Annotated in this window: 12 protein-coding genes; 6 read left to right on the top strand and 6 right to left on the bottom strand. The window is 62.9% G+C overall.

What is annotated here, in order from left to right:
• Positions 1 to 107: 107 nt before the first annotated feature.
• The 4 genes from A9Q02_RS15400 to A9Q02_RS15385 are packed head-to-tail and all read right to left on the bottom strand — an operon-like array spanning position 108 to position 13,055.
• On the bottom strand, positions 108 to 3,692 hold the full coding sequence (locus A9Q02_RS15400) for a tetratricopeptide repeat protein (protein WP_097653977.1): 3,585 nt from the start codon (positions 3,690 to 3,692) through the stop codon (positions 108 to 110).
• Positions 3,693 to 3,717: 25 nt separating this feature from the next.
• On the bottom strand, positions 3,718 to 6,576 hold the full coding sequence (locus A9Q02_RS15395) for an ATP-binding protein (protein WP_097653976.1): 2,859 nt from the start codon (positions 6,574 to 6,576) through the stop codon (positions 3,718 to 3,720).
• Between the two features lie 24 nt (positions 6,577 to 6,600).
• Complete coding sequence (locus A9Q02_RS15390) at positions 6,601 to 9,546, bottom strand: DUF1156 domain-containing protein (protein ID WP_097653975.1); 2,946 nt, start codon at positions 9,544 to 9,546, stop codon at positions 6,601 to 6,603.
• Entirely contained in the window at positions 9,543 to 13,055 is a 3,513-nt protein-coding gene (locus tag A9Q02_RS15385; protein ID WP_097653974.1) for a helicase-related protein, read from the bottom strand. Before A9Q02_RS15385 ends, A9Q02_RS15390 begins: the two co-directional genes overlap by 4 nt.
• 430 nt (positions 13,056 to 13,485) lie before the next feature.
• On the opposite strand from A9Q02_RS15385, the gene A9Q02_RS15380 reads away from it, so the two are divergent.
• The 4 genes from A9Q02_RS15380 to A9Q02_RS24675 all read left to right on the top strand — a co-directional run bounded on the left by A9Q02_RS15380 (position 13,486) and on the right by A9Q02_RS24675 (position 15,345).
• On the top strand, positions 13,486 to 13,803 hold the full coding sequence (locus tag A9Q02_RS15380; RefSeq protein WP_097653973.1) for a hypothetical protein: 318 nt from the start codon (positions 13,486 to 13,488) through the stop codon (positions 13,801 to 13,803).
• A gap of 424 nt (positions 13,804 to 14,227) precedes the next feature.
• Complete coding sequence (locus A9Q02_RS15375; protein ID WP_216361532.1) at positions 14,228 to 14,395, top strand: hypothetical protein; 168 nt, start codon at positions 14,228 to 14,230, stop codon at positions 14,393 to 14,395.
• Positions 14,392 to 14,634 carry a type II toxin-antitoxin system RelE family toxin gene (locus tag A9Q02_RS15370; RefSeq protein WP_216361531.1) on the top strand — a complete coding sequence of 81 codons (243 nt, stop codon included), beginning with the start codon at positions 14,392 to 14,394 and terminating at the stop codon, positions 14,632 to 14,634. The genes A9Q02_RS15375 and A9Q02_RS15370 overlap by 4 nt, the downstream gene beginning before the upstream one ends.
• Before the next feature lie 123 nt (positions 14,635 to 14,757).
• Positions 14,758 to 15,345, top strand: a complete 588-nt coding sequence (locus A9Q02_RS24675; RefSeq protein WP_141508952.1) for a hypothetical protein — start codon at positions 14,758 to 14,760, stop codon at positions 15,343 to 15,345.
• 225 nt (positions 15,346 to 15,570) lie between these two features.
• On the opposite strand, the gene A9Q02_RS15360 is transcribed toward A9Q02_RS24675, so the two are convergent.
• The gene (locus A9Q02_RS15360; protein WP_097653971.1) at positions 15,571 to 16,149 is read right to left on the bottom strand and encodes a TetR/AcrR family transcriptional regulator; all 579 of its coding nucleotides are present in this window, start codon (positions 16,147 to 16,149) and stop codon (positions 15,571 to 15,573) included.
• Positions 16,150 to 16,303: 154 nt separating this feature from the next.
• On the opposite strand from A9Q02_RS15360, the gene A9Q02_RS15355 reads away from it, so the two are divergent.
• On the top strand, positions 16,304 to 17,611 hold the full coding sequence (locus A9Q02_RS15355) for an MFS transporter (RefSeq protein ID WP_097653970.1): 1,308 nt from the start codon (positions 16,304 to 16,306) through the stop codon (positions 17,609 to 17,611).
• A gap of 56 nt (positions 17,612 to 17,667) precedes the next feature.
• Positions 17,668 to 17,931: a hypothetical protein gene (locus A9Q02_RS15350; RefSeq protein WP_097653969.1), complete on the top strand. Its 264-nt coding sequence runs from the start codon at positions 17,668 to 17,670 to the stop codon at positions 17,929 to 17,931.
• 256 nt (positions 17,932 to 18,187) lie between these two features.
• On the opposite strand, the gene A9Q02_RS15345 is transcribed toward A9Q02_RS15350, so the two are convergent.
• A complete protein-coding gene (locus A9Q02_RS15345; protein WP_097653968.1) occupies positions 18,188 to 21,274 on the bottom strand; it encodes an SUMF1/EgtB/PvdO family nonheme iron enzyme in 3,087 nt (1,028 codons plus the stop codon).
• Between the last annotated feature and the right edge of the window lie 182 nt (positions 21,275 to 21,456).

Here is a 21,456-nt window from a genome sequence, read left to right as displayed (position 1 = left end):
GTTCCCCTCAGGCAAGGTTTCAGGCTCCGCATCGGTCGTGCTGCCAGGGCGCATTGGAACGCCATGCGCGGCAATCCAAAATCTGAAATCTAAAATCTAAAATGGTATCACGCGTTGGGCTCTGCGCCGCCCTGCTGCTCCGGCGCATCCTTGGGTGCCGCAGCCTGAAGCTGCTGCTCGGCCTCCGCCACACTCACGCCGAGCACCTGCGCCACCGCTGCCGCCAGCGTGGCATCGCCGCTCGCCGCCCGCAGCCGGGCCAGGTTTTGCAGCGTGATGCCCAGGCTGTGCTGGTCGCTGTACTCGGCGAAGATCGCCAGGGCCTGGAGCAGGTGCTGCTGGGCCTGCGCAAGCTGCCCTTGCGCTTCGGCGAGCAGGCCGAGCTGTCCGTAGGTGCTGGCCTGCTCGTAGCGGTCGTTGAACTCGATTTTGAGGGCGAGGGCCTGCTGGTAGAAGCCCTCGGCCTGGGCCCACTGGCGCTGCTCCTCGGCGACGCGGCCCAATTGATGGTAGGTTCCCGCTTGCTCGTAGCGGTCGTTGAACTCAACGTAGATGGCGAGGGCCTGCTGGTAATAGCCCTCGGCCTGGGCCCACTGGCGCTGCTCCTGCGCGACGCGGCCCAGGTTATGGTAGGTGCTGGCCTGGCTGTAGCGGTCGTTGAACTCGACAAAGAGGGCGAGGGCCTGCTGGTAGGAGCGCTCGGCCTGGGCCCACTGGCGCTGCTCCTGCGCGACGATGCCCATCTGTCCGTAGGTGCTGGCCTGGCTGTAGCGGTCGTTGAACTCGATTTTGAGGGCGAGGGCCTGCTGGTAGGAGCGCTCGGCTTGGGCCCACTGGCGCTGCGCCTGCGCGACGCGGCCCAGTTCATGGTAGGTGACTGCTTTCCAAAGCCCACGTTGTTTTTCGGGGTATCCAAGCAGTTGATCCACGAGAGGCAGCTGTGACGTATATATTTCGGCTGCACGATCATACTCTCGGGCATTTTGTCGCCGACGTGCGATGTCACCACCGACCCGCATCAGAAAGAAGCCATCCCTGTCCTGGAGCCGTTCAACGGGGTAGCGGGCCAACGCCTGGCGTGCTCGCTCGCCGACGATGATGCCGCGCTGATGCTCCTGCGTGATGTCCCAGAATTCGTCGAGCGCGACATAGATCCCGGTAAGCGACAGTTGGTGGGTCAGGGCCGCCTCCAGGGCGGCAAGCAGGTTTTCGTACTCCAGACCGGCGAAGGCCGCGCCGAGTTGGCGCTGCTGGGCCTCCTTCGCCGTGAGCAGCCGATTCATTTCCGCACCGAATTGTTGGTACAGGGCTACGAAGGCGCGTGCGATCGCTTCGCTCAGGCCATGCGGCGCCGCTTCCGCGAGGCGATGGCGGAGGAAGTAGGGCAGCGTTGGCTGGATGCTCAGGAAGCCCCCGGCCTGCGGGTGCGGCGCGAGCAGGCCCCAGGCCACTGCCGCTTGCACCACCTCGGGCAGCCGGTCGAGGGGCAGCCCGGCCAAAGCTGGCTGTTGCTTCAGCTTTGCGATGTAGCTGCCCAGCGTGTTGGTGAAGATTACGCCCACAAAGGGCGCAAGGCAGGTCAGCAGGGTTTGCGCCTCTGGGTCGAGGTTGCTGAACGAGTAGTCAATGCAGCGCAGAATGCTGCGGGTTTTGTCCTGGGTGTCGGCGTTGGGGTCGATCACGGCGTCACCGGCTTGCAGCGCCTCTAGGATCTCGGCCGGACGCTGGTGCGCCAGGTTGGGCAGCACGACCTCCAGGGCCAGCGGGAAGCCGCCAAGCAGCCCGATCAGCCGGGTCAGTTCCTCGGTGCCACGGTACTGCGCCCCGCCCTGGCGCTTGATGATCGCTTCGGCCAGATCGCTGGCGGCCTCTGCATCCAGTCCAGGAAGTTCGTAGCGGTTGTTGCCGAAGGTGCCGGGGGACAGCCACGCTTCAGCCGCCCGCGAGCCAAGCAGTACCAGGGTCTGTCCGTCGGCCAGTGCGCCCAGGAGGCTGTGCAGCGCCGCTCGCTCGGTTTCGGGCAGGGTGTGGCGGATGGCGAGTTCCACCCCGGTGATCGACTCGAGATTGTCGAGGATCAGCAGGTGGCGGGTGGCCCGCAGCCTGGCTGCGATCAGCGCCTGCTGGGCCGCCGGACTCCTGGCCTGGAAGTCGGTATACTCCTTTGAGGTCAGCAGTTTCTGGGCGATGGCGTCGAGGATCTGCTGGTGCGTCCAGGCCCGCTGGTCGTAGGCGAACGCGAAGACCTGGTCAACCAAGCCCGTGGTTTGCCACCAGGCACCCAGGTGGCGCAGCAGCGTGGTCTTGCCGGCCCCGCCCATCCCGCGAACGAGGAGCAGGTTCTTGGTTCCGAGCAGGCGGCGTTCGATGGCGAGGATGTCCAGGTCGCGGCCAATGAAGCCGTAGGTCGGTGCGGCGACCACGTAGCGCTGGGCCTGGCGCTCGTAGAAGGCTGCCTGCTCCTCGGAACCCATCGGGGTGGGGTGCAGCCGCACCGGGGCGTTCTGGTAGACCACTGGCAGCAGCCAGTCATCGAGCTCGATGATCTGGCGGTAGTAGGCCCGTCGGCGCTTGTCCGCGTGCAACTCGCTGCGTGCCCGGCGCACGGCATGGGCGACGTCGGCTGCGGCAAAGAGTTGACTGTAGAGGGTCTGCATGGCCCGCTCAGCCGCGCTCACCGTGACCGAGTAGCTCATCGCCAGCACCAGCCGCACCCCGGCCTGCATGAGTCGTGCGCCCAGGCTGGTCTCGCTGGCCCCTACCTGCTTGCCCGACTGGCAGGCGTTGAGGATGACGATCAGGATCTGGTGGGTCTGCAAGAGCGCGGCAACCTCAGATGCCTCCGCCGGGTCGGGCTTGCCCTCGGTTGCGCCCTCAAAAAACAGGAAGGCCTTCTGGCCCTCGTAGGGTTCCAGGGTGCCCCGCCCGTAGCGTGAACCGATGAAGGTGTGGGCGCTCAGGTGGCGGGCGGCCTGGTCAAAGCGGTCGAACTCGTCGTAGCGCAGCAGGCCACCGTGCAGGTCAAAGTGGATGATGTGGTAGTACCCCGGGCCGTGGCGGTCGCGGGTGTCGTTCAGGTGGTTCACCAGAGCCTGGTAACTCCCTGGGCGTACCAGGTCGACCTGCACAGGGAGCTTGCTCTGGCGCAGTAACTCGACGAGGGGCCGGGCGATGGTGCGGTAGCCGACATCGTGGGCACCGCCGGGGCGGGCCGTCACCAGCAGCAGGTTGATCGTCGGGCCGGGGCGGGCCTCGGCGCGCAACGCGGGTGGGGCGCTCGTACGGCGCACCATGGTCGCCTCCAGGGCCAGGTGCTTCTGGAGGGTCGGGTCGTAGAGCGCCTCCCAGTGCAGCGCATGGAAGGCGGGCGAGCCTGCTATCTCCATCCGGATCTCGCCCAGATTGGTCTGGCGCACCTGACTGTAGTGCGCAAAGGCGCTGCGGTCAGCGAAGAGTTGGTCGAAGAGGCGCGTGCCGTAGGTCTGGATGCTACGGGCGGCCGTGGCGGCCCGGACAGAGTTGGTGAAGGGGAAGTGTAGCCACTGCTCGAAGTACCACTCCAAGAGGCGCTCCTCCTCCGGGTCGAAAGGGTCGCGCACCGTGACCGGGTACTCGCCCTGACCGTCGATGCTCAGGGTGGCGTTGGGGCCGTCGGCGGCGGTGGCGATCTCGCGGATGAGGATGGTCGTCATCGGAACTCCCTTCTTGATGCCTTGCTTACTCCCACGTCTTGTTCTTAAACCCCAGATTCGCGGCGTTCTCCGAGACAACCCGCTTGATTTGATCAGAAACCCCCGCAGGGAAATCGGCCTTGATCTCGATGCTGACCTGGACCGAGGCGAGCATGTCGCTCGTTAGGTGGCTGATGATCTCGTCAGCGATTTCAACCAAGCGTGTCTTGGCGGTCGCTGCGTTCACGTCAACGGTGCCGATGAAGGTGTGGGCCTTTGCTTTGTCGTCGCCACTTGGGGGCGTCGGCTTGCCCCAACCCCCTTCTTCCTGTAGCTGTTTTGATGAGCCGCCTGGGATCGGAGGATAGCCCGGGCCAGGGCCAGGTGGCTGCGGTGGTTCCACTGGGGGCGTTGGCACCTTCTCGGCCTTTTTCGCAGCCAGGGCTGCCTCGTACTGCGCCGCTGCCGTCGGCTCGATCAGCAGGAGGGTGGTATCAACCTGAATGTTGGCGTTGCCAAGCTGGAAGCCCGCAAAGACACCGTCGCTTTGTCCGTAGGCCGTCCCGAAAAAGTCGCGACTGGCCGCCCCTTTGAGGATGGCCTGCTCTAAGACACTGCGCGTTCGTAAGCGCGGCAGGTACAGGTAGCGGAGGGTATCTTCCCAAAAGGCAAGCGCCGCGACGCTCGCTTTGTCAGGTTTCCAGTACAGAGCGGTCAGCTTTGTCCGTAGGTGGATGGGCGACCACGCGCTGATCACGAGTTCGTTATCTACGCATACGCGCTCGATCTCGCTGCCCAATGATGCGCCGCTGGTGTTGAGCGGGAAGGCCTCGACGGATGGGCGCGGATCGGTGGGCGTGTGCTGTACCGGGCAGAGCAGCCAGCGGTAGCACTCACGGGCGACCCGTGGTAGTACATCCTCAGCGGTCTGTAACTCCTTCTCTGCCTGCCGCTTTTGGAGTTGATCAATGTTTAACCGCCCGCTCTTCACGTCATCAACAATCGAAGCCCAGGCGAGCGCGATCCTGATGCAGTCGCGTAGGCGCACCAACGAGCCGTGGTCGGGGGCGAGCAAGATGAGCCGGTTGCTCCGGTAACGCGGCTTGAGGCCGTGGTTCCGTACGTAGTCCAGCACCGCATCGACCCCCTGGCGGGTCTCGTCACGGGAGTAGAACTGCTCAGGGAGCAGCAAGACGAGGCGCAGCGCACTGTCGTCAGGCACATCTGCGTGGGGGGTGAAGACGTGCGTGCCATCAAAATAGGTGATTCCATTGGTCAGCTTCTTGAGGACACTGTCTAGCTTCCCACGGATGTCGCTCGTATCGTCAAAGCGCTTCTTGCGTTCCTCCATCTCACGGCGGAGGTTGGCCCGTGTGTCGAACCAGAAGAGCGTCGTCTCCTGGGCCTTGTCGCCGGAGCTGTTGAGGTAATGCAGCCGATCCGCGAGGCGATTCAGTGCATCCGAGTAGGTCGAGGCGGTCTGGCCTGGCTGGAGGCAGCCCAGGAGGATCCGCGAGCGGTCGATCCCACGGATGCCTGGTTTGGTGGCCCCGGATGAGGGCGCACTGCCAAGGAAAAGCGTGCGAGCCACTCGGCGGGCTGCGTTCACGGCACCAAAACGCGGCTCTTTGCTCTCGAGATCGGTCGTCTCAGCCCGGTCGCCATCAATGTCCTTTTCGATCACGGGATCCCATCCCGCAGGGAGGTAGTACGTCAGTTCATTGCGTGCGCTGCCGTCGTAGAGCGGCAGACTGCCGGGGAGGATGAGCAAATCCTGGTTGGCGTCTTTCCACAGCCGGTAGATCACCTTCGCCATCAGTTTGAGCACGCCGCGCGTGCGCTGGAAGCCGTCAATTGTTGTCCAGTCCTCGTAGAGCCGGTCAAAGACTTCCGGGTGGATGGGATACGCCTGAACCAGCCGGTCGAAGTAGCGGGTCTCCTGGGTCTCGCTGGGCAGCCGGGTTCCCTCGGCAAGATAGGCGTCGGTGAAGGCACGACAGACAACGTCACGGGCATGGGCGTCGCTCACGGGCTCGAACAGGCGCCGTCGGACAATCTCGAAGGCCTCTTCGGTTGCGACAGGCTTCCACAAGGCCTGCACACGACCAAAGGTCTTTTCCAGCGCTCGCAGCGCGGACACCCCGCGCTGGCTGCCAGCCTCGATCTCTGACTCAGGCAAGGAGGCAAGCAGGATGGCATTGGGCACAAGCTTGCACGCCTCGGTAAGCGCCTGAACAAAGGACAGGTTACTGTCAAAGCTACCGCCACTGAGGGGTTGCCCCTCCTGGAATTGCCGAATGTAGGCGACCAGTTCGTCAATCAGCACCACGCAGGGGGCATACTGCGCTAACAGCGTCTTGAGCAGATCCTTCCCGGGTGAGGTGCCCGTGGCATCCGCCTCTTGCACCAGGGCGAGCCCTTCGGCACCGCCGAGCTGCCATGCAAGTTCGCCCCAGAGCGTACGAATGCGCTGTGTGCCATGCAACCACGGCTGACCAGGCGCGTGGGCGTTCCCATCCAGCACGGCAACGCGGGCCTGTGGTACGTCCATCAGACCTGCCTGGTCGATGAGATCCGGAATGCCCACCAAGTCACTCAAGTTCCTTGCCCGGGTGGCAAGGTGGTAGACCGCGAGCATGGTGTGCGTCTTCCCGCCACCAAAAGCGGTCTGGAGCTGGATCACTGGCTCGCCGCCGCGTCCGTTCAGGCGTTGGGCGACTTGAATCAGGAGCAGGCGCATGCCCTCGGTGATGAACGTGCGTTGGAAGAACGCGGCAGCGTCCTGGTACTCCCGAGAGGCGTTGCCAGAGCGGACAGCGGTAATGTCCGCAGCGAACTCGGATTGCTGGAAGGTTCCCTCAAGCACATCCGGGTGAGGAATTGCTACTTCTCGCCAGGGTTTCATCGTATGGCTCCAATCGCTGAACGATCAGTCAAAGAGACTACGCTGCGTCGGCTTCGTCGGTGCATCAGCGGCGGCAAGCTCGATGCCGCTCCAACTGGTGATCAGTTCGTTGTAGGCGCGGGCGTCATCGGCCCAGCCCTGACGCTCGCAGAGCGTGTAGAGGCGATACGCCAGTTGTCGTGCTGCCTCGCTTTTCCCGCGCACACTGGCGAGTACCCCTCCCGCGCCAGCGTCGCCATCTTGCTTGAGGGCGCGGATAAGGTGGTGAAGGGTCTCCCAGACCGGGGCACGCGTATCGCTCTGCGGGTTCCAATGACGTGGGTACTCCGACCACTTACGCAGGCGCACGATGCCGCCACCGGACTCAATCACGCCCGCGTCGCGCATTCCTTCTACACTCGTGCCCTTCGCACGGGAGAGCGTATCCGCAACGCCAAAGCGACCCTCGCCCCAGCCGTGTTGCTCGAACCAGTGCAGGCAGAACTGCGTATCAGCGTCGAACTCGTCCTCGGCCAGGAAGCGATTGATCAACTGAAGCGCGGTACGGACGCTCATTGGTGTGCCATCCGCCTCAAGCACGGCGGCGTACTTGGAGAAAACCGCCATGCCGGGGCCGATAATGGCCTGAGAGAGATCCACCGGCGCAACAGGCGAGCGGTCGGCGCCTGCCCCTCGGGTCATCTCATCGAGCGCTTCGGGCAGCACCGCATTCAGTTCGCGTAGGAACTCGCGACGGGAGATGGTGGGCGCATCTGCGGAGCGCTTGCGGCAGACCAGGACGATGCTGGAGGCGAGGGCGTTAGTACCCTGTCCAATCATGCGCCCTGAACCTTCTGTACGCATCGGCCAGGTGCCACTAATAGCAAAGCCAGCAGAGATCACCGCGTCGAGGAACGTTTCCCACCCCGTGCTGACCGTACCTGGGTGCGCGGACCTCTGGCCCGCATGGTGAGGGCCAGAGGCCCGCGCACCCAGAGTTTCCGCCTGCTTGAAGGCGTAGTAAATGGTTACAGGAAAGCCCGGATGAGTTTGTTCAGCAAGACGCTGCATAGCCCGAGTCATTCCCTCAAGGAAAAACTTCTCTGCGCTTTCTTTTCCACCATGGCGATAGGGTGTAGCGACTAACTCTTCCGCTTTGGGTACGGCAATCGTGGCAAAGAGATCGGGGAAGATCGGGCGCAGCGTGCGCCGCAGCCAGACATAGAAGAAGTCAGAGAGATCAGCGTAGCCAATGTTGTCATAGTAAGGAGGATCAGTAGACACTAATTTGCCGAGGGCAATTTCCTGCGAAGAAGCATCATTTTGTGAAGCAATTGATGTTGGGGTAGCTGGGAACGTGGCGATTGCCATTGCGCCTTTATCGAGTGCTGTTGCAAGGCTTCCTCCAACATCGGCAAACGTGTTAGCCTCGGCAAAATCCCAAACCATTGGAATTGCCTGGCGAGCGAACGTTTCACGAAATGCACCACGATCACTCATCCATGAGGCAATTGACGAGCCGATATTGGTAATCTTTGAAATCGCAAACGCCAAATAAACCCCCACTGCCTCCGCATACGCCGTCGCGCCGTTGCTGCCCGCATCGATTCCACGCCTATCATCGCACATCCCGGCCGCCAGCGCATCACGCCGCACCTGCTCACGCGCCTCGCCCACAAGATCGACAAAGGTGTTCAGCGCGACGAGTTGGCGTGGAGTGAAGAGATCACCAAAAGTGACAAGACCGTACTGCACTGTCCAGAAGTTGCGCGGATCATTGGGAAGAGATGTCTCTGGAACCCACTCCGGCTTTGCTTGTTGTGCAATCGCCTCATGCTCAGGCAGTGGTGTAAGGTAGACTCGCCCGCGATCTCCCTCAACCACAATCGCCATAAGCCGTGCGCTCATGCGCCCAGCAACTCCTTCAGACTTAATACGCGTAGGTGCAATCGGTGTATCCGACATCAGACAACGAAAATTCGCCCCACGCGCCAACTTCGTGCCCATCTTCGCCGCTGCCTCATCTTCCGGCTTCCCCACCTTCACGGTGAACCAGTAGCGATCTCCCTCAACCACCGGCTGCACATACGCCTCTTTACCCGCTTTGCTGGAGAGAATAAAGGATGATATTAGCGGCACATCCACATGCGAAAAGGCCGGATTCGGACTCTTGACCGTACGCGCCCAGAGCCATGCAATGACAGTGAGTTTCTGACCAACTAAGGGCTTCAAATCTGGTCGTTCGCGGGCCATCTCGGCAGTGATCTCAACCTTTGGATAAAGGTGACCAATGCGCTTCTGCGCTTCCTCACGCATCCAGACACCATAACGACGCACATCTTCCGCGAGACCTGTAGCCCCTGGCCACTCCTTCTTGGTGAAGGATGCCTGCTCCTCACCCTGGGGGATTGGGCCTATCGGCGCACGCCCCGCAAACTTCGGCGGAATCTCAATCATCGCCTTGTTGATCAATACAGCTACTGGGTTGAGGTCGGAAGCGTATGCCTCCAACCCAAGTCGCTGGGCCTCTAACGGGATTGACCCTCCTCCGGCGAATGGGTCATGCAGTGCGGGGAGTTTCTCTGGGTTGAAGAGTTCGGCAGCCTCCGGGTGATCCTTATTCAGCTCGCAGACTTCGCGCCACGAGCGGCGAATCTCGGCTCGGGCGCGTTCCAGCACCTCCTCGTTCGTCGTATTTTCCCACAGCACCAGATCCTCGATGATTTTGAACAGACGTTTGCGCTCTTCGGCGGCAGCCTTCTTATTCATGCCGTACTTGAACCCGCCACCCTGCTGGTAGCCCGGATCGTTCACAAGCTGAGCAAAGATAACTGCCCGCGCTGCAGCCAGCGGACGCCGCGCCCACCACAGGTGCAGCGTACTGGGATGCCCGTGCCGGATCGACTTCTCCCGTGCCGCCGCCGCATTAATGGCATCAAGCGGGAGCGCGACTTCAATAAGCTTGCGGGGGGATTTGATGGGAGGGGTCATTGGGCGGTCACTCCTTTGTTGAGCAAGGTGCGCAGGTCAAAATTTATCGACGCGACACCCCAGCCGGGCTCCTGATCGAACGGGTTCCGCAGGTAGTAGGGGCCGTCAACCGTGTCATCCTCGTTCACGAACACAATAGCCAGCAAGAACTTGTCAGCCTGGTTCAGGGCGTAGAGGATCTCGTTGCGGGTGATCGTCACGGTGGTCGCACCCTTGACCCGCCCCTTCACCTCGATGTGGCGCACCTCGGGCTGTTTGCCGTCGGTAGCTGGTGGGTAAGAGGTGAGATCCCAGCCGCACTGCTGTGCCGCTACATCGACAACGCAGCAGCCAGCCGCCTCCTCAACCCGGCGCACGGCGTCCATGGCGAGGCGCTCAATGCGGGCGCGGGCAGCCGCATCGGCCGCGAACGTCGCCACCGCAGTGGGCGTGGTCTCGCCACGCACACGACGCAGCAGCCCGGCTGGAATGACGAATGCCCCGCCGAGGGCCACCGGCGTGGCCGAGGAGACGTGGCGCATGGCTTGGAGCTCTTGCTTGCGGTTATCGAGACGACCCTCAAGGTCGCTAATCGTGCGACGGGCATTCTCCAGGGGGAGGCGCACATCCTTGCCTGCTTCCAGGTCTTCCTTGAGCTTGAGCCAGCGATCCGACCAGAAGGCAATCTCTTTGGTCAGGCGCTCGTGGACGGCGGCGAGCACTTTGTCGACGTAGGCGACCCGCCGCCCCGCGATCTCGCGCATGTGATCGGGCACGAGGGTGGCGGCGGCCAGCGCGAGGGCGCGTTGCTCTTGGTCAACCCGAATCCAGGGCTCGGCAAGCACCGGGTCGAGCAGGGCTCGGTCATCTGGGCCGATTGGCTCTAGGTCGAGGTGCGGCGCCCAGCCGGCGAAGGTGGCCGAACCGTCAGGCGCCACGCGCACGAACTGAAGGCGCTTCGACAGCACCTGGCCGTCGCCAGACTTGATCTCGTGCGTGAGCAGAAAGAGCAGGCTCGGCGTCGTCCCCTCATCCGCCGGGTCGAGCAGGACAGCCCCCTGGCGCAGGAGGTTGCCGTGCTGCGTGAGCAGCAGGTCGCTGAGCGCAAGCATGAGCGGGTGACCAGGATGGAGCAAGACGGCACGGGAGATGCCCGGACGATCAAGCGGCTGCATGGCCTCTTTCGTAAAGCAGACGCGCTCGTACCGCTTGAGCACGGGTTCGGGCTCGCGATGGTTGCGCCCGGTGATCAGGCGGTCACGCTCCTGGATCGTGGCTGGGACGTGGGTGATCTCGAAGCGCTCCGCCTCACGCGGGTAGATCGAGCCGCCCAGCGCTTTGAACGCCTTCATGAAGAACGAGCGGACAAAGTAGGGCTGGAGGCGGCGGGCCTCAGCCTTCTCCATCTCCTCGCGCACCGCGAAGATCCGCTCGGGGCTCATCGTCTCCTGGGCCAGCGCGTTGCGGTCGAGGATCGCCCGCAAGTGCGCGTAGTCGAGGGCGCTCTCGATCCGCTGGCCGAGGCGGGCGCGTACCTCTGGCTGGTCGCCATAGCGGATGGCTTGCAGCAGGAGATCCTTGAGGCTGATATTCTCGAAGACCTCGCCGAGAATGTCGAAGACCCGGCCGTTGAGCGCCCCGCTCTCGACTTCGAGTTTCTGGAGGAGGCGGTGGTAGACAGCGCCCTCACGCGTCTCCTTCGCGACCAAGTTCCACAGGTGACAGACCTCGTGCTGCCCGATACGATGGATGCGCCCGAAGCGCTGCTCAAGCCGGTTGGGGTTCCACGGCAGGTCATAGTTGACCATCAGGTTGGCGGTCTGCAGGTTGACGCCCTCACCCGCCGCATCGGTGGCGATGAGTACCCGCGTCTCAGGATCGGAACGAAAGAGGGTCTGGATGCGTTGGCGATCATCGCGGTGTGTGCCACCGTGAATGGTCACAATCGCCGCGCTTGTGCCGAGCACGCCCGCAATTCGCTGGTGCAGGTAATTCAGCGTATCGCGGTGTTCGGAGAAGACGATGAGCTTGCGCTGGCGTCCAGCGGCGTCGCGCATCTCCGGGTTGTTCTGCAAGATCTGTGAGAGTTCGTCCCACTTACGATCCTGCCCCGAGGCAACGACCGCTTTGGCTTGTTGCTCAAGTGCCTTGAGGATCGCGATCTCCTGCTCAAGTTCAGCGATGGTACGCGAAGCGCTGGCCTGGTCTACCAGAGTCTCCTCTAGCTGCTCCTGCTCCTCCGCCGTCAAGTCGTCGTCATCCTCAGGGAGACCCACGAGCGTTTCGGCGAGGATCGTCTGACCAGCGGGGCCAAGGCGTTCTGTTTGAAGCCGACGCTCCAAGCGCTCCTTGCGCCGCTTGAGAGACTGGAAGATGGCTTCGGGGCTGGATGCGAGGCGGCGCTGGAGCGAGGTCAGCGCGAAGCCCACCGAGCCTCGACGCGCACCGTCGAGTTGGTCAGCCTTGCCCATCTCCATCTGGACGTACTGGGTGACCGCCTCATACAGCGCGTACTCAAGGGCCGAGAGCGTGTAGTTGACCGTGTACGCCTTGCGCTCGGGAAAGAGCGGAGTGCCGTCGAAGCGCACCATCTCCTCTTTCACCATGCGCCGCATCAGATCGGACACGTCAACCTTGTGGACACCGTCGCGGAACTTCCCGTAGAAACGGTCAGCGTCGAGCAGCGAGAGAAAGAGTTGAAAATCCTCCTCTTTGCCGTTGTGTGGCGTGGCGGTCATCAGGAGCAGGTGCCGAGTGTGCTGGCCTAGCTTCTCGGCGAAGTTGAAGCGCTTGGTGCGCGCAATCTCGCGCCCTGAAAAGTGCGCCGAGAGCTTGTGGGCCTCGTCAAACACGACCAGATCCCAGGCCGCACGGCAGAGTTTCTCCTGAGCGTCCTCGTTCCGCGACATCTGATCCAACCGGACAATCAGGTGATGGTGATCCGCAAAGGGGTTGCCGCTGGGGGAGGCATCCTCAAGGTCGCGGGTGTAGACACGGAAGTCCAGCCCGAATTTCTCAAAGAGTTCGTCGCGCCACTGGCCCACCAGGCTCCCGGGGGCAACGATGAGAATGCGTCGCGCATCGGCCCGCATCAGCAACTCGCGAATGTAGAGGCCGGCCATAATCGTCTTGCCCGCCCCAGGGTCATCGGCCAGCACGTAGCGGAGGGGCTGGCGGGGGAGCATCGACTCATACACCGCCGTAATCTGATGGGGGAGCGGTTGGACGTTGGACGTATGCACCGCCATCATCGGGTCAAAGAGGAAGGCGAGGTCAATGCGTTTGGCTTCAACAACGAGCTTGAAGTCCTCACCATTCCCATCAAAAGACCACGGGCGCTCAGTTGTGGCGAGGTCAATCGTCGCTTCATCATCGCGCCCGAGCAGGCGTTCCTTAATGGAGCCATCGGGAGTCTTGTACACGATCTGCACCGCGCCATCCCCAATGGACAGCACTGCAATCACGGTGGCAACCGCAGCGGGCTCGATACCGATGAGCGACTGTCCAATGGTCAATGCTTCGAGGCGCATCTGCGGCTCCCTGGTGTGATGGACGAGCATTGGTTCGGGGTATAGTAAGCAGCAGTAACCCCTGACGACAATGGCAGCGGGGGCATGAGCGATGCCACATTATCTGAAAGCAAGTATAGCATATTTACATATGATAATGATGGTATTACCCAAGGAAATCAGGGAGCGTGCCGCACGAGGCTTGTTTTTTTGACGCAAAGGCGCGAAGGCGCAAAGGCAGGGAGACAAAGTACCTCATCATCCTCAGCGCCTCTGCGCCTCTGCGTTAAACCTGCCCTCACGGCGACGCGATCAACGCCAGCACCCGGTCGATCAGTGCGGTGTCCTGCTCATCGAGGCTCGCCAGGAGCGGGGCGAAGCGTTCGCCAGACTGTTTCACCTTGCCCCTTTCCATTCGTGTGGTAGAATCAAGACTGAAAAAGGAGCACGTATGACAACAATCACGCTCGATCTTTCACCTGACACCTACCAGCGCTTGCTGGTGGAAGCCGCGCAGCGTGGCGCACCGGTCGAGGCGGTGGCCGCGAAGCTGCTGGCCGAACAACTTGCCGATGTGTCCCTGAGCGAGCGCGAGCGCGCAACCGCCGTGCTGCGTGCGGCTGGTCTACTGACCGAACTGTCACCGGAGGAAAAGGAGCGTGCCGCGCGCTCCACCGCAACATTAGAAGAAGTGCAGGCCGCGCTCGCGCAAGGTGGCGGCCCAACACTCAGCGAGCTTGTGCTTGAACAGCGTGGCCCGAAGGTATGAGCATCTCTTTTCTCGATACGAGTGCGTTGGTGAAGCGGTATCTTGGCGAGGTTGGGAGCGCGTGGATCATGCGCCTGACGGAGTTGGTGAGAGGATCGAGCGTCCCTCATAATCCTCAGCGCCTCAGCGCCTCTGCGTTAAACATGCCCTCACGTGACGCCATGACGCAAAGCTGCGCATGGTGATGCCTCAAACCGTAGCGCCTCCCGTGACCTTTGGCTTGATTGTTTTAATGCAGAGCCGCAGAGACGGGGAGCCGCAGAGGTTGGCCCACTACTCCCTCAGCGCCCTTGCGCCTTGGCGTCAACCATACCGATCCACACCACCGACGCAACGGCGGCCCTTACCCCTTCTGCCCCTGTGCCACCAGCGCCGTCACCTGCGCCTGCAACGCCGTCACCGCCTCACAGTGAAGGGCAAGCGATTGGCCGTCTTAAGTGCGGACGACTGGGAAGCGCTGATTGAGTGGCTGGAAACCTTGGAGGATGTGGCCATTGCCAAGGAAGCGTTTGCCCAATTGAAAGCCGCAGGCGGCGACCGCGGCAAGGCGGGGTGGGTGAAATGGACCGATGTGGCGGATGACGTGGCATGAGCCAGTACGACATCTATCTCACCCCACGGGCGTGGCGCGAAGTGAAGGCCCTTCCTGGCCATATGCGACAACGGTTACGTCGGGATATCGATCGCCTTGCCGACACGCCGCGTCCGTCAACCAGCAAAGCGCTTGACGTGCCACCACCTGGGGTGGACGAGGAGCCACGGCCCTATGAATTACGGCGCCTGCGCATTAAATCGGTGGCGGATCGTCTATGCCGTGACCGAAGAAGCTAAAATCATTGACGTTCTGACAATACAAAAGCGTCCGCCATATGATTACGGAGACCTAAGTGACCTTTCAGCTGTACCGCACAACCAGCTGCCATCCCAGCACCCATCGAAGTTACGCGTGTCGTTATGCAGGAAGTCACCCGCGAGGTGGTACGCGTCGAGACCCAGGTGATCGTCGTTACCGCCACAGCGGAGCCGGTGCCGCCCACTGCCGTGCCAACGCTGGAGCCAACGGCCGTGCCCGAGCCAACGGCCGTGCCCGAGCCAACGGCCGTGCCCGAACCGACGGCCGTGCCCGAGCCAACGGCCGTGCCCGAGCCAACGGCCGTGCCCAAACCGACGGCAGCGCCTCCGCTGGAGCCGGGGGAGTCAGTACTGGGCGAAATTATTCGTACCATCCGTAGCTTCGATATCCCCAATGAGTTCGAGGGGCGCGAGGTGATCAAGGCAGATCCGGGTACCAATGTACGTGTGCTCTATCGTGGTGGACAATGGTATCAGGTCGAGGGCGAGTCGACCAATGGCGAAACCGTATCCGGCTGGGTCTACAAAGACTGGATCAAGATCGCGCCCGCAGGATGTGGTCGGCTCCGTTCTGATAGGAGGAATATGCCGGATCATGTGATTTCTCGCAACTCAGAAGTGAGGCAATTGCCCCACCCTGAACGGATACGATTCTCGCCACGCAGCACGGCGTCTAGCTCCCCGCCCTGAACGGATATGGAGGTTCAGCCCATTTGGGTGGTACGCGGTATGAGTGAGTAACAACCGAGCGTTCACGAAACCGCTGGATATCCTTACAAGGCGCAGCCGCAGCGGCAGCGTACCGCGCCCGTGGCGCGGTGTGGGGGGCGTGCGATAAGGAGCCCCCTATGAATGATGGTGTGTCCGCCTCGGTCCCGCCGGTTGATCTCCAGCACGTCTGCGGCCAGGAGCATGTCAACCCCCAAGTGCATTGATCAACTGCGCAGCTTGCTCACGAACCATCTCATTGTAACGGGCATCAAGGCCAAGCCAACGAAAATCGTCGTGCGCCATTGCCATACAGAAGAGGCTGTACGCGACCGCGCGGCAATGCGCCTGCGGAGCCTGAGGGTAGAGGCGCGCCAGCCCAGCTGTCGCCTGGGTTACGATAGCCTCGCAGGCCTGGGCGACTAGATCACGCGCCTGCGGGTAGCGCTCCGGCGGCGCATTGAGCACCGCATTGAGCGCTTCAACGTCGGTCGGCTTGATCATGTCATGGCCAAAGAAAACCTCAAGGATGCCCGCGCCCCCGCGCTCCACTGCCAGATCCATCTGCGCAGCGACCTTGCGCGGGTACTCTTCGGCAATCCGTACGACCAGCTGCATGACGACTTCGTCGCGGTTGCCCAGGTAGTGCCTGATCAGGCTGCGCTGCACCCCGGCTTCTTCGGCAATGCGATCAAGGGCGACATCAATGCCGTAACGCCCGATGCAGCGCTCAAAGGCTGCCAGGATCTCTGCGCGCCGCGCTGCGGCAATGCTCTTTCTCCCCATCGGTCTCCTGCTGTCACTCGTGGTTCACTGCAATCCAGATCAAAATGATATTCTATCAGAGTTGACAATCTATCGCAACAAGCTTATAATCAAATATAGATTGTCAATATAGATAATCTATTCAATCATGGGCGACCAGTTCTCATGGAGGCTTATGCAGGCCCAGCACGACCTTGCATCGTCGGCTCCCGATCCCGCGTCGAGTGAGCCGTGGCAACTCCGTTTCTGGAGCATCTGGCTTGGCCAGGCGCTCTCGTTAACTGGCAGCGCGCTGACCCAGTTTGTTTTGCTCTGGTGGATCACGCTCAATACCGGCTCGACGACCGCCTTGTCCATTGCAGGCGTGATGGCGTTGCTGCCGCAGGCGCTGCTTGGTCCCCTCGGCGGCATTCTGGCCGACCGTTACAGCCGCCGGATGCTTATGATCGTTGCCGATGTGATCTCGGCCGCCTGTATGCTCGGGCTGGTCTGGCTCTTCCAGAGCGATCAGATCCAGCTCTGGCACCTCTACGTGATGATGTTCATTCGTAGCAGCATGCAAGCGTTTCAGGCTCCGGCGGCAGCAGCAAGCACGGCGATGCTCGTCCCCACCGCTTGGCTCAGCCGGGTGGCCGGGCTCAACCAGATGCTCCAGGGGGTGATGACGATTGCCGCCGCACCTCTGGGGGCGTTGTTGTTAGCCTTCTTGCCCTTCGAGGGTGCGCTATTGATAGATGTCGTTACCGCACTGTTCGGGATCGTCCCGCTGTTGGTCTATCGTATCCCCCAGGCGCCGCGCAACGTGGCTCAGCGTGGTGGTCTGTGGACCGACTTTCTCGGCGGGGCGCACGTCATCGTCCACAACCGCGCCCTCTTGATGCTCTATGGACTGGTGGCCCTGGTCGTGCTGACGATCATGCCTACCTTCACGCTTACCCCACTACTGGTCAAGGATCATTTTGGTGGCGGTGTGAATCAGGTAGCCCTGATGGAAGGGCTGGCTGGGATCGGAATTATCGTCGGCGGCGCGCTCATCGCTGCCGTGCCGCTCTTCAAGCGTCGGATTGTGACTATCTTGCTCTCGTTCGCGATCTCATGCGTCACCGTCGCTTTCACTGCCCTGATGCCCAGTTCGCTCTTCTGGCTCGCCGTATTCTGGTGGACCCTGAGCGGGGTGACGTTTTCAACTGGCAATGCGCCACTGATTGCGCTCATTCAGTCGCAGGTGCCGAACCAGCTCCAGGGTCGGGTGCTTTCACTGCTGAGTACCGTGATGGGCCTGGCGGCACCGCTCGGGCTAGGCCTGGCGGCACTCTTAGGCGCGTTCATTGGCGTACGGGGGATTTTCATCGTCGGCGGATTGGCCTCGGCGACCATCTGCTTACTGGGGTTCGCGCTCCCCGATCTACTCAGGATCGAGGATCAACCGCTCAGGGCCGAGCGCACCCATACGGCTAACGTGAACCTAACCGATAGGCGCTAGCCGATGCCTACCAGCAGGTCATCGCCCGCGCCCAGCTCTACGCCGATCTGCTCGGCATGCACCAGCAGGACATCCAGACCGCCATCACCGACCTGAGCGCCGTCGCCCGCTCATTGCTGCTCAGCGACACCAACGAGCCCAGCGACCGCAACGACGCGATCGTCGCTGCACCCATCCAGCTGCCCGACGGTGGCGACGCAACGATCAGCCCCACGAGTGGCGAGGCCACCCACCTGGGAACTCACCCCAACCCGCCCAACGGCACGTTCAACGGGGGTGCGAACCTTGGCACAGAAGCTGGGGTGCGTCCATACGTGTGACCGCGCCCAAGATCAGGCGCGTGGCATAAGATGGCACGCGCCTGGTGCCCGTATGCATTGCGGCCCCGAGGCGATGCGCACATAGCGACCAGTGAATGTGAGCCAGCAAGCGATGCATGCCGCGCCGTTGCGCCACGGGCGCAAGCAAGGGGGTGCGCCCCCTTGCATCCCCCCGGCACCGCGCCGCGCCCCCGCTAGCCGTACCTGTGCTCACTGCACGGCGGTACTTACGTCACGCGACAGAACACAGAACACTTTACACATGTGGGTGCCGGGCAAGCCGAAAACCCACATTCCGAAGATGGCCGTCGGGCGTATTAAGGTTGCGGTTGGCCGCGCGCAGGTTGAACGATTCATCGTACCACGAGCCGCCACAAAGTGTAAAGCGTTTTTCGGCGGCATCAGCCCCCTCCTCCTGTCCGTCGTCGAGGGCGGGATCGTAGGGATACGGGCGATACACGCTCCGCGTCCATTCCCACACGTTGCCTGCCAGATCCAGCACCCCGTCCGGCGTTGCCCCGGCCGGGAAACAGCCCACCGCGGTCGTGCCATCATAGATCCGATTAAAGTTGGCCCGCTCACCCTCAGGCTCAGCCGCCCCCCACGGATAGATCCGTCGCGTTGGCCTCCGCGCCGCATACTCCCACTCCGCTTCGCTCGGCAGGCGGTAGACGAAGCCATCGTTCAGAGACGCCGTCAGCCAGCGGCCAAAGGCCATGGCTTCATACCAATTGACCCCGACCACCGGAGAGTTCCCACGCCCATACCCGAACGCTTCGTCATCCCATGCCTCTGGCTGATCTTTGCGCTGCCGCCGCCAGCCTCGGAAGCCCTCTGGGGCATCATCATCGCGTGCCAGCCACGCCCGCCCAGCCGCATCCCACCAGGGGGCCGCTGGATCATACCCGCCTGCGGCGATAAACTCGGCATATTGCGCATTCGTCACCGGGTAGCGCCCGATCGCGAACCCAGGAACAGGCACATCCGCCTCATTCTCGGCATCGTCAAACCAATGCTGCCTATTATTTGGCAGTTGGGCAAGCTCCGCAGCAGTCACCCCCAGCATCACGCTGCCCCCAGGCAGTTCCACCATCGCGGGCGGCAGCGTACAAACACCGGGGCGGGGGTCGCCCAGCGGCGCGACCAGGGCACCCGCCTGAACGCGTACCGCCGCCGGGACGGTTGGGTCGGTGATCAGGCTCGCCAGATCCGCCGCCAGATCCTCCTGGAGTTGCCCGAATTCGTCGCCCCCGCGTCGCAGCCGCTTCCAGCCCACATCCGCCGCGATCACTGCCGCCAAGAGCAGATCCTGCTGTCGCTGCCCGGCACTGCGCTCGCGCAGACAGCGCAGTCGGCTCAGGAATTGGTACGGGATGGCAAACAAGCCTTCATGCACCGCATGCCCGAGCCCCAGCATCATCGGAATCTGCCACCGGTCGTCGTGCCGCACGGCCATCATTTGCTCGACGAAGGCCGGACCCCTCACCAGTTCCAGGCCCGCCAGATACTCTTGAAAGGTCTGATGCGGAAAGACATAGTCTTCCCCGGCCCCCTGCGCATGCAGTAACCCGGCCCGCCCGTCGGTGTAGGTCAGGAACTGTTTCGCCCCTTCGTAGGGATTGGGATGCTGCAACGCGGCTAAGGCCTCCGCGACCAACTCGCGCACCTCGGCCCGTGCAAGCCGACCCGGCTGGCCCGCTGCATGCGCCTGGTGCGCACGATAGGCTGCCTGTTGCAGCATCGGACGCAACCGCTGCACATCCACTTCGGGCATCCCGAGATAGGTCATCAACGAGCCATAGGCGCTCACGTAGCCAATCCGTCCCAGTTCCCACCGGGCCAGCAGAATCGCCACGCAGCGACCGTACAAGGCCGCACGTTCTTCGGGCAATTGGCTCTCATTGAAATGCACCAGCGCCATGATCGTCAACAGCATCGGATTGCTCCCGAGCCGTTGCAGGTCAGGGCGGCGCGTGAGCGCCAGCTGCAAATCGGCCTGGCGCCGCGCACGCTCGGTTGCGGGCAGGCCACCGATCGCGGCATACCACCCGGCCACAAACTGGCGCATCTGGCCGTCTGTCCAGGGGGCCAGGGTCGCCGTCGGCCACCCCGCCAGGTGCCACCCGTGGTCGCGGGCACCCTCGTAGGCGCGCACGCGGCAGGCCACCACCATATGAGCGTCAGGGTACGCCGTTGCAAAGGCCTCAAGCGCCTGAACCACCAAGCGGCGCGTCGCCACGGTGGGCACCTCGTCCAGGCCATCCAGGAAGAGGATCATTCGCCCGGCGTCGAGTTCGTGATGCAGCGCGGCCGCGAGCCCAGGCGAACGGCCCTCGCCTTGCCACGTGGCCGCCACGTCATTCCAGAGCGCCGTCGCATCCAGCGCCTGTCCCGGCGCAGCTTCGAGCCGACGGGCAAAGGGCAGCAGCGGCACCAGCACCGGGATCTGAGGCACGGTCGCCGCAGGCCACCCCAGCAGGACATCAGGCAGCGGCACCGTGGGCGTCAGGGCCGCCTGGGCCAGGGTCAGGGCGAGATAGCGGCAGACGGTACTCTTGCCACTCCCTGGCTCACCCAGCAGCACCAAGCGCGGCGTTCCCGCGACCGCCTCTGTCACCAGTTGGGGCCCCGTTAGCTGCACCCAGGGATGCGCGGCCACCATCTGAGCGAACTGGGCCGCATCGAGCGTCTCGCAGGCGTGTTCAACCCAAGGGTCAGGCCGATCAGGGCGTCCTCCGCGTTGCCCTGGCGGCAGCGCGTGCGCCTGGCGCTGCTCGTCGTCCGTCGCCGGGCGGATCACCGAGAGGCGCCGCTGACGAGGCCCATGCTGCGGACCCACATGGTCACGCCAGAAGGCTGCGGCATCGAACGACGCCAGTTCCGCCGGCGTCAGTCGCTCGCGAGGCACCGGATCAGCGGTCGTCGCCAATTCAGTATAGACCTGCGCCAGCCCCACGGCCAACGTTTCGCGCAGATCGCGCTGATCATGAAAGGGCTGCAACGAGAGCGTCGCACACCTTGCCACTACCCGCTGGAGATAGGTGGCAAGCAGGGTGGCATGGGCCTCCGTGCGCTGACCATCGAGAAAGACATGTCCGTGGACATCGCCCGCCACCGCCACCTGCGGACTGCCGGTCACGGTCTGCACATGGACACGCGGCACCTCGGCTGGCGACGACAGCGGCGCCTCGGTCGCGCACGCTGCCAACACCTCGGCCACCGCCGACGCCCCGACGCGGGCGCGCAGCTGATTAAGCTTGGCCGTCAGCTCGGCATCATCAAGCAAGCCCTGCGCATGCAGCCCCAGCAATTGCGTAATCGTCGTCGCAAGGGTATCGTTCATAAGGAAAACAGGTGCGCCATCCCCTGATGTTCAGGCACCGTATGGCCCTACTAGCCCTGGCATGGCGCGGTTCTCTTTGGCCCCTTCTGCCGTGTCGCGCAGCATTGACCTTTGGGAACCCGCCGCAAGCCGCCGCGCTTGAGCGCGTGCGGTTAGGCGGGTTTCTTGCTGGCTTCAGCCAA

This window comes from Candidatus Chloroploca asiatica, assembly GCF_002532075.1.
Lineage (GTDB): Bacteria > Chloroflexota > Chloroflexia > Chloroflexales > Chloroflexaceae > Chloroploca > Chloroploca asiatica.
Note: the sequence above shows the minus strand (reverse complement) of the source record. Positions and strands in the feature narration are given on the sequence as shown.

Bases quoted from the DNA above. Each gene is read 5' to 3' on its own strand.
- A9Q02_RS15400 (WP_097653977.1), bottom strand. From the start codon at position 3,692: ATGACGACCATCCTCATCCGCGAGATCGCCACCGCCGCCGACGGCCCC.
- A9Q02_RS15395 (WP_097653976.1), bottom strand. From the start codon at position 6,576: ATGAAACCCTGGCGAGAAGTAGCAATTCCTCACCCGGATGTGCTTGAG.
- A9Q02_RS15390 (WP_097653975.1), bottom strand. From the start codon at position 9,546: ATGACCCCTCCCATCAAATCCCCCCGCAAGCTTATTGAAGTCGCGCTC.
- A9Q02_RS15385 (WP_097653974.1), bottom strand. From the start codon at position 13,055: ATGCGCCTCGAAGCATTGACCATTGGACAGTCGCTCATCGGTATCGAG.
- A9Q02_RS15380 (WP_097653973.1), top strand. From the start codon at position 13,486: ATGACAACAATCACGCTCGATCTTTCACCTGACACCTACCAGCGCTTG.
- A9Q02_RS15370 (WP_216361531.1), top strand. From the start codon at position 14,392: ATGAGCCAGTACGACATCTATCTCACCCCACGGGCGTGGCGCGAAGTG.
- A9Q02_RS24675 (WP_141508952.1), top strand. From the start codon at position 14,758: ATGCAGGAAGTCACCCGCGAGGTGGTACGCGTCGAGACCCAGGTGATC.
- A9Q02_RS15360 (WP_097653971.1), bottom strand. From the start codon at position 16,149: ATGGGGAGAAAGAGCATTGCCGCAGCGCGGCGCGCAGAGATCCTGGCA.
- A9Q02_RS15355 (WP_097653970.1), top strand. From the start codon at position 16,304: ATGCAGGCCCAGCACGACCTTGCATCGTCGGCTCCCGATCCCGCGTCG.
- A9Q02_RS15350 (WP_097653969.1), top strand. From the start codon at position 17,668: ATGCACCAGCAGGACATCCAGACCGCCATCACCGACCTGAGCGCCGTC.
- A9Q02_RS15345 (WP_097653968.1), bottom strand. From the start codon at position 21,274: ATGAACGATACCCTTGCGACGACGATTACGCAATTGCTGGGGCTGCAT.